The sequence below is a fragment of the Streptomyces sp. SID5785 genome, assembly GCF_009870065.1.
In the GTDB taxonomy this organism is placed as follows: Bacteria; Actinomycetota; Actinomycetes; order Streptomycetales; family Streptomycetaceae; genus Streptomyces.
Genome location: NZ_WWIA01001100.1, coordinates 1 through 5,489, shown reverse-complemented (window position 1 = coordinate 5,489; position 5,489 = coordinate 1). Strand labels below are relative to the sequence as shown.

Sequence of the window (5,489 nt, the reverse complement as noted above, 5' to 3'; positions counted from 1 at the left end):
TAGCGGTCCGTCCTCACCGAGAAGATCGCCCGCCGCGGGCTGCACCTCACCCGCGAGTACTCCGTCGACCCGCTCGAGGTCCACCTCGTCCGCGGTCTCGCCCCGGCGCCCGCCGCCACCCTGCACGCCGACATGGGCATCGACACCGCGGCCGCCCGGGTCGCCGCGGGCACCGACGAGGACCCGGACACCGGAGTCCAGCTGCTGTACCCGGTCCTCGACCGCACCGGGCTGCTGTCCGGCGTCGTCACGCGCAGCCGGCTGCTCGGCGCGGGACCCGACGACATCCGCCCGCTGAGCGCCCTCGCGCAGCCGCCGGTCGTCGCCCACCCCGACGAGACCCTGCGTACGGTCGCCAACCGCATGGCCGCCCATCACGTCACCCGCGTCGTCGTCACCCCGCGCGACGAGCCGGGACGTGTCGACGGGATCCTGAGCCTCGGCCAGCTCCTGGAGGCACGCCGCGTCGACCTCCACGAGGAGCAGCACGTCGAGCGCGTCTTCCGGCGCCGGAGGGAGCCGGCGGGCGTCCGGTAGCCCGGGCCCGGAGCGCCGCCCGGCGCCAGTAGGATCGTTGTTCGAGGAACTGTCGGCGCGCCGTGGCCGTGGAACGAGCGAGCGCACGGAGAAGGAGAGCGTCGTGAACGGAACCGTGCTCACGGTCGCCGGGCTGTACCTCGTCATCCTGCTGCGCGCCGGGGCGACCTTCGCGGCCGGCTGGTTCGTCGGGTCCGGGGTACGGCGCAGCCGTTTCTCCGAGCGGATCCCGGCCGCCCGGCTCGGCCGCGCCGAGGACGCCATCCGCCGCTGGGGCATGCCGGTCGTCGCGGTGTCCTTCCTCACGGTCGGGTTCCAGACCGCGGTGAACTTCGTCGCGGGCACCCTGCGCATGCCGCTGCGCCGCTACCTGCCCGCACTGTTCGTCGGTGGTGCGGCCTGGGCCGCGCTGTACGGGATCGTCGGGACCGGCGTGTTCGCCTTCCTGCGCTGGCTCTTCACCCGTCACACCGGTATCGGCGTGGCCGCGGTCGCCGTCCTGCTCCTCGCCGCGGCCACGGCGGTCGTCCTGCGCCGCCGGGACCGCTCGCCGGCCGGTGATCCCGTCACCGGCCGGGAGCCGTCCTGACCCACCGGGAGGGCCCGCTCAGCGCGGCAGCGTCCCCGGGTCGGTGCCCCACCCGGAGCCGGCCGATCCGCTCAGCCGGTACGCGAGCGAACCGCCGCGCCGCACGAGTGAACCGTCCACCCACGACGCCGCGTGGGCCCGGCCGTCGACGCGCACCGCGTCGACGTACAGGGCGTCCGGGGACGCCTGGGGCGCGTCGACGGTGATCGTGCCGCGGTCCCCGGCGGCCGCGACGACCGCGTGCGGGAAGACCGGGGCGCCGAGCAGCAGGTCGGCCGAGCCCGGCGCCTTCGGGTAGAGGCCGAGCGCCGCGAACACGTACCAGGCCGACATCGTCCCGAGGTCGTCGTTGCCCGGCAGGCCCGAGGGGCCCGTGCCGTACACCGTGTCGACGATGCGACGGACCGTCTCCTGGGTCTTCCAGGGCTTGCCCAGCGCGTTGTAGAGCCACGGGGCGTGGATGCCCGGCTCGTTCGTCGGGTCGTAGCGCAGCGCGTCACCGCCGTGCACCGACCACGAACCGTCCGCCTTGTGGAAGAAGCCGTCGAGGCGCGCCGCCGCCGCGTCCCGTCCGCCCATCGCCGTGGCCAGCCCCTGCGGGTCCTGCGGCACCATCCACACGTACGTGGCCGCGCTGCCCTGCGCGAAGCCGCGGTCGGACGCCGGGTCGAACGGCGTCACCCACGAGCCGTCCGCGTTCCGCGCCTGGACGTACCCGGCGTCCGCGGTGGCACCGGGGTTGAACACGTTCTTCCAGTACCCGCCCCGCTCGCTGAGGGTGCGGTACTCCCGGTCGCGGCCCAACTGCCGTGCCCACTGGGCGAGTGCGGCGTCGGCGACCGAGTCCTCCAGCGTCTCCGCGGCGCCGCCCCAGCAGTGGCACTGGTCCTGGGCGGCGTATCCGTCCGCCATGTACTGCGCGAGGTTCGGCCGGTTGCCCTCGCACTGGCCCGGGCAGCCCGCGTCGGACAGGCCCGACGGGTCCGGCACGGTGGCCTGCCGGTACAGGGAGTCGAACGCGCCCCGCACGTCGAAGTTCCGTACCCCCATCGCGTAGAACGTCGCGAGGGTCGCCGCCGAGGGATCGCCCGTCATCACGTGCGTGGCCCCGCTGATGTGCACCCAGCGGTCCCAGGTGCCGCCGTTCTGCCGCGCGAAGTTGTACAGCGACTGCGCGAAGTCGCCCGCGACGCGCGGCTGGAGCAGGGCGAGCAGTTGCACCTGGGCGCGGTACTGGTCCCACCCGGAGAAGTTGCTGTACTGCGCCTTCTGCCCGCGCGCGAGCGTGTGCCGCCTGCGGTCCATGCCCACGTACGTGCCGTCGCGGTCGCTGATCAGATTGGGCTGTTGCAGGGAGTGGTAGAGCGCCGTGTAGAACGCGGTGCGCCGGTCCTCCTCGCCGCCGCTCACCCGCACGGACCGCAGCGCCCGGTCCCAGGCCCGCTGTCCGCGTCCGGCGACGTCGGAGACGCTCGCGCGCGGGGGGATCTCCCCGCGCAGGTTCGCCTCGGCGCCCGCCAGGGAGACGTACGAGATGCCGACCCGCATCCTGACATCGTTGTCGGCGGACGGGTCGAACGAGACGTACCCGCCGGAGCCCCGCCCGGCCCGGTCGGCGCCCGTCAGATAGCCCTCGCCGCCGTCGGCGCTGGTGGAGCCGGGGGAGAGGGTGCCGTCGTGCCAGGTGCCCGTGCCGGAGAAGGCACGGTCGAACGAGGCGGTGAAGTAGAGGCGGTAGTAGCTCTTGCGGTTGTTGTTCGGCGTGCCGCCGTTGCCGCGGCGTCCGCAGAACGCGCCGGTCTCGACCCAGCCGGTGACCTTGCGGTGCGCGGCGTCGATCTCGACGTGCGCGTCCTCGCTGCCGTTCAGCGAGTTGGAGACGCGGAACAGCAGGTTCGCGGGCTTGTCCCGCGGAAACGCGAAGTCGGCCACGCCGGCCCGCTCGCTCACCGCCAGGTCGGTCGTCACCCCGGAGTCGAGCCCGACCCGGTACCGCCCGGCCTCGGCCTTCTCGTCGGCGTGCGAGAAGCCCGCCGCGTACTTGGCGTCCTTCGTGTCGGCCGTCGGCGAGGAGTCGACGACCCCGGCGAACGGCATCACCGGCACGTCGCCGGCCGCGCCCGGGTGGCACCCCGCGCCGTTGACGTGCGTGAGCGAGAAGCCGCGCAGCCGGGTGGTGTCGTACGAGTACCCGTTGGCGGCGGCGGTGTCGGTCTGGTCGCCCGCGGTGCTGGTGGGCGACCAGGCCATCATCCCGAACGGGACGTTGGCGCCCGGGTAGGTGTTGCCGCCGTTGCTGCTGCCGATCAGCGGGTCCACGTAGCGCACGGGGTGCGCGACCGGGGCGTCCGCCGCCGCGGCGGCCGTCGGGGCGGTGAGCAGGGGCGCGACGAGCGCGGCGGTGGCGGCGAGGCCGAGGGCGCTCACCGCTCGGCGCGGTCGTGTTCTTCGGGGAGTGCGCGGCATGCGGTACTTCCTTCTCGATGGTGCCGGAGTGACTCATGATCCGGCGTCACTCCGACGTGTGTACAGGGGCTCGCGAGAAGGTAGGAGACGCCGCGGGGTGAGCGGGTCGCTGCATGAGGTGAACTCCGGGAGAACCTTGCCGGGCGGAGCCGCCCGGACGAGGCCGTCGGCCCGTGCCTGCCGCCGCGTGAGGTGACGGTCGGTCAAAGACTCCTCGTGCGCGACTCGTTGGCCGGAACGTGTCCACCGGCTTCCCGCACCCCGGATGCGCCCCGCGTCCGGGGTTCGGCGATGTCACCGGGCGGGCATCTTGAGTGGGGAGCCACCGGCGACCCGGCCGGTCACCGGCACGGTGCACGGCCGCGGTCCGGTGCTCCCGCGAGGCCCGGATGTCCCGCGTGTCCCGCACGGGAGGCAACGGGCCGGAGTGGCAGGTGAGTTCAGCCATCTGATACATGAGAGGTGCGCACGATCAGGGAGGGGGGACACGCCATGTGGCCGACCGTACGCGCGCGCAGCCGCTTCCTCCCCGCGGCCCTCCCGCGCCGCCTCCCGGGCAACGCCCCCCGGCTCCAGCTCCTCGCCCTGGCCGCACTCGCGGCCGGCGTCGCGCTCGGCGGCCTCGTCGACGCGTCCGCGCTCGTCGGCACCGACGGCTACCTCTTCGGCGCCGGACTCCTCCTCGCCGTCGGCCTGTACGGGAGCACCAGCGGGATCGACCGGCGGGAGCTGCGTGCGGACCTGCCCGGGGTCGTCGTCGCCGTGACCCTCGGGGTCGGACTCAAGGCCGCCCTGATCGCCGCTGTCATGGTGTTCTCCTTCGGCAGACCCGAGTACCTGATCCTCGGCATCGCGGTCGCCCAGATCGATCCGCTGTCCGTGGCCGCGCTCGGCGCCGACGGCCGGATGTCCCCGCGGGCGCGGTCCCTGCTGCGGGCCTGGGCCGCGTTCGACGACCCGGTGACCGTGCTGCTCGCGCTGTACGCCGTGGGCTGGGCCCATGCCGCCGCAGGTCGGCCCGGCACGGCGTCCCTCGCCGCGGGCGGCGCCCACGGATACGTCGTCGGGCTGCTGCTCAACGGCGCGCTGCTGGCCGCCGTCCTGCTGCTCTGGTGGGCCGGGCGCCGGGCCGCGGAGCGGTGGCGCCCGCCCCGGCCCGTCAGCGTGCGCGGGCACAGCGTCGAACTCCTGCCCGCGGCCCTTCTCGTGGTCGCCCTCCTCGTCGTCGCCGCCCAGGGCATGCTGATGCTCGCGGTCGCGCTGGCCGGACTCGTGGTCCGGACGCCCGCGTTCGAGCGCGCCGTCGGACGGGCCGTGGACGGTGCGTTCCTGACGGCCGCGCTGGCGCTCGGGATGCTGCTCGCCCACGGCGTACGCCCCCTCGAGGGGATCGTGCTCGGCGCCGCCGCCTTCGCCGCGCAGGCGGTGGTCGCGCTCCTCGTCGTGCCGCGGTGCGTGCGCGGGCTCGACCGGCGGGACCGGATCGCCCTCGGGCTCGGCCAGCAGAACGGCATCACGGCCGTGCTCATCGCGCTCGGACTCGAGCGGGACTTCCCCGGCACCGCCGGGATCGTCGGCCCCGCGATCCTCACGGTCAACCTGCTGTACGCCGCCGGTCAGGCGCTCCGGACCGGGCCCGCGCGGCCGCGCGGCCGCCCGCGGGTCCCCGTCGAACCGGACGCGGGGCAGCGGCGTCCTCCCGGGTACGCGAAGAAACCCGTGGCGGGACCGGCGAACTCCTGAGACGAGGGCGGGCAGAGCGTGGCGCGGACATGAGCTGAGGGGGAGAGGGTGCGGGGGCCAGGCCACAGGGCGTCGGGAGCACGACGGGTGCGGCGCGCACCCGTCATCGGCGTCCTCTGCTGCGGAGCCCTCGCCGCGCTCCTCCTCACCGCCA

The 5,489-nt window shown here is 74.6% G+C and carries 4 protein-coding genes; 3 read left to right on the top strand and 1 reads right to left on the bottom strand.

Annotated features, from left to right (window positions below; translation table 11 throughout):
- Window positions 1-132 precede the first annotated feature (132 nt).
- Window positions 133-537 (top strand): CBS domain-containing protein, encoded by a 405-nt coding sequence (locus tag GTW43_RS35855; RefSeq protein ID WP_161306153.1) that lies wholly within the window; start codon window positions 133-135, stop codon window positions 535-537.
- Window positions 538-640: 103 nt separating this feature from the next.
- Window positions 641-1,126, top strand: coding sequence for a VTT domain-containing protein (locus tag GTW43_RS35850; protein ID WP_161306152.1), 486 nt, complete (start codon window positions 641-643; stop codon window positions 1,124-1,126).
- A gap of 18 nt (window positions 1,127-1,144) precedes the next feature.
- Here GTW43_RS35850 and GTW43_RS35845 read toward each other — a convergent pair whose 3' ends face one another.
- On the bottom strand, window positions 1,145-3,592 hold the full coding sequence (locus GTW43_RS35845; RefSeq protein ID WP_161306151.1) for a GH92 family glycosyl hydrolase: 2,448 nt from the start codon (window positions 3,590-3,592) through the stop codon (window positions 1,145-1,147).
- 492 nt (window positions 3,593-4,084) lie between these two features.
- Between GTW43_RS35845 and GTW43_RS35840 the strand changes: the two genes are divergently transcribed.
- Window positions 4,085-5,335: a cation:proton antiporter gene (locus GTW43_RS35840; protein ID WP_161306150.1), complete on the top strand. Its 1,251-nt coding sequence runs from the start codon at window positions 4,085-4,087 to the stop codon at window positions 5,333-5,335.
- Window positions 5,336-5,489 lie beyond the last annotated feature (154 nt).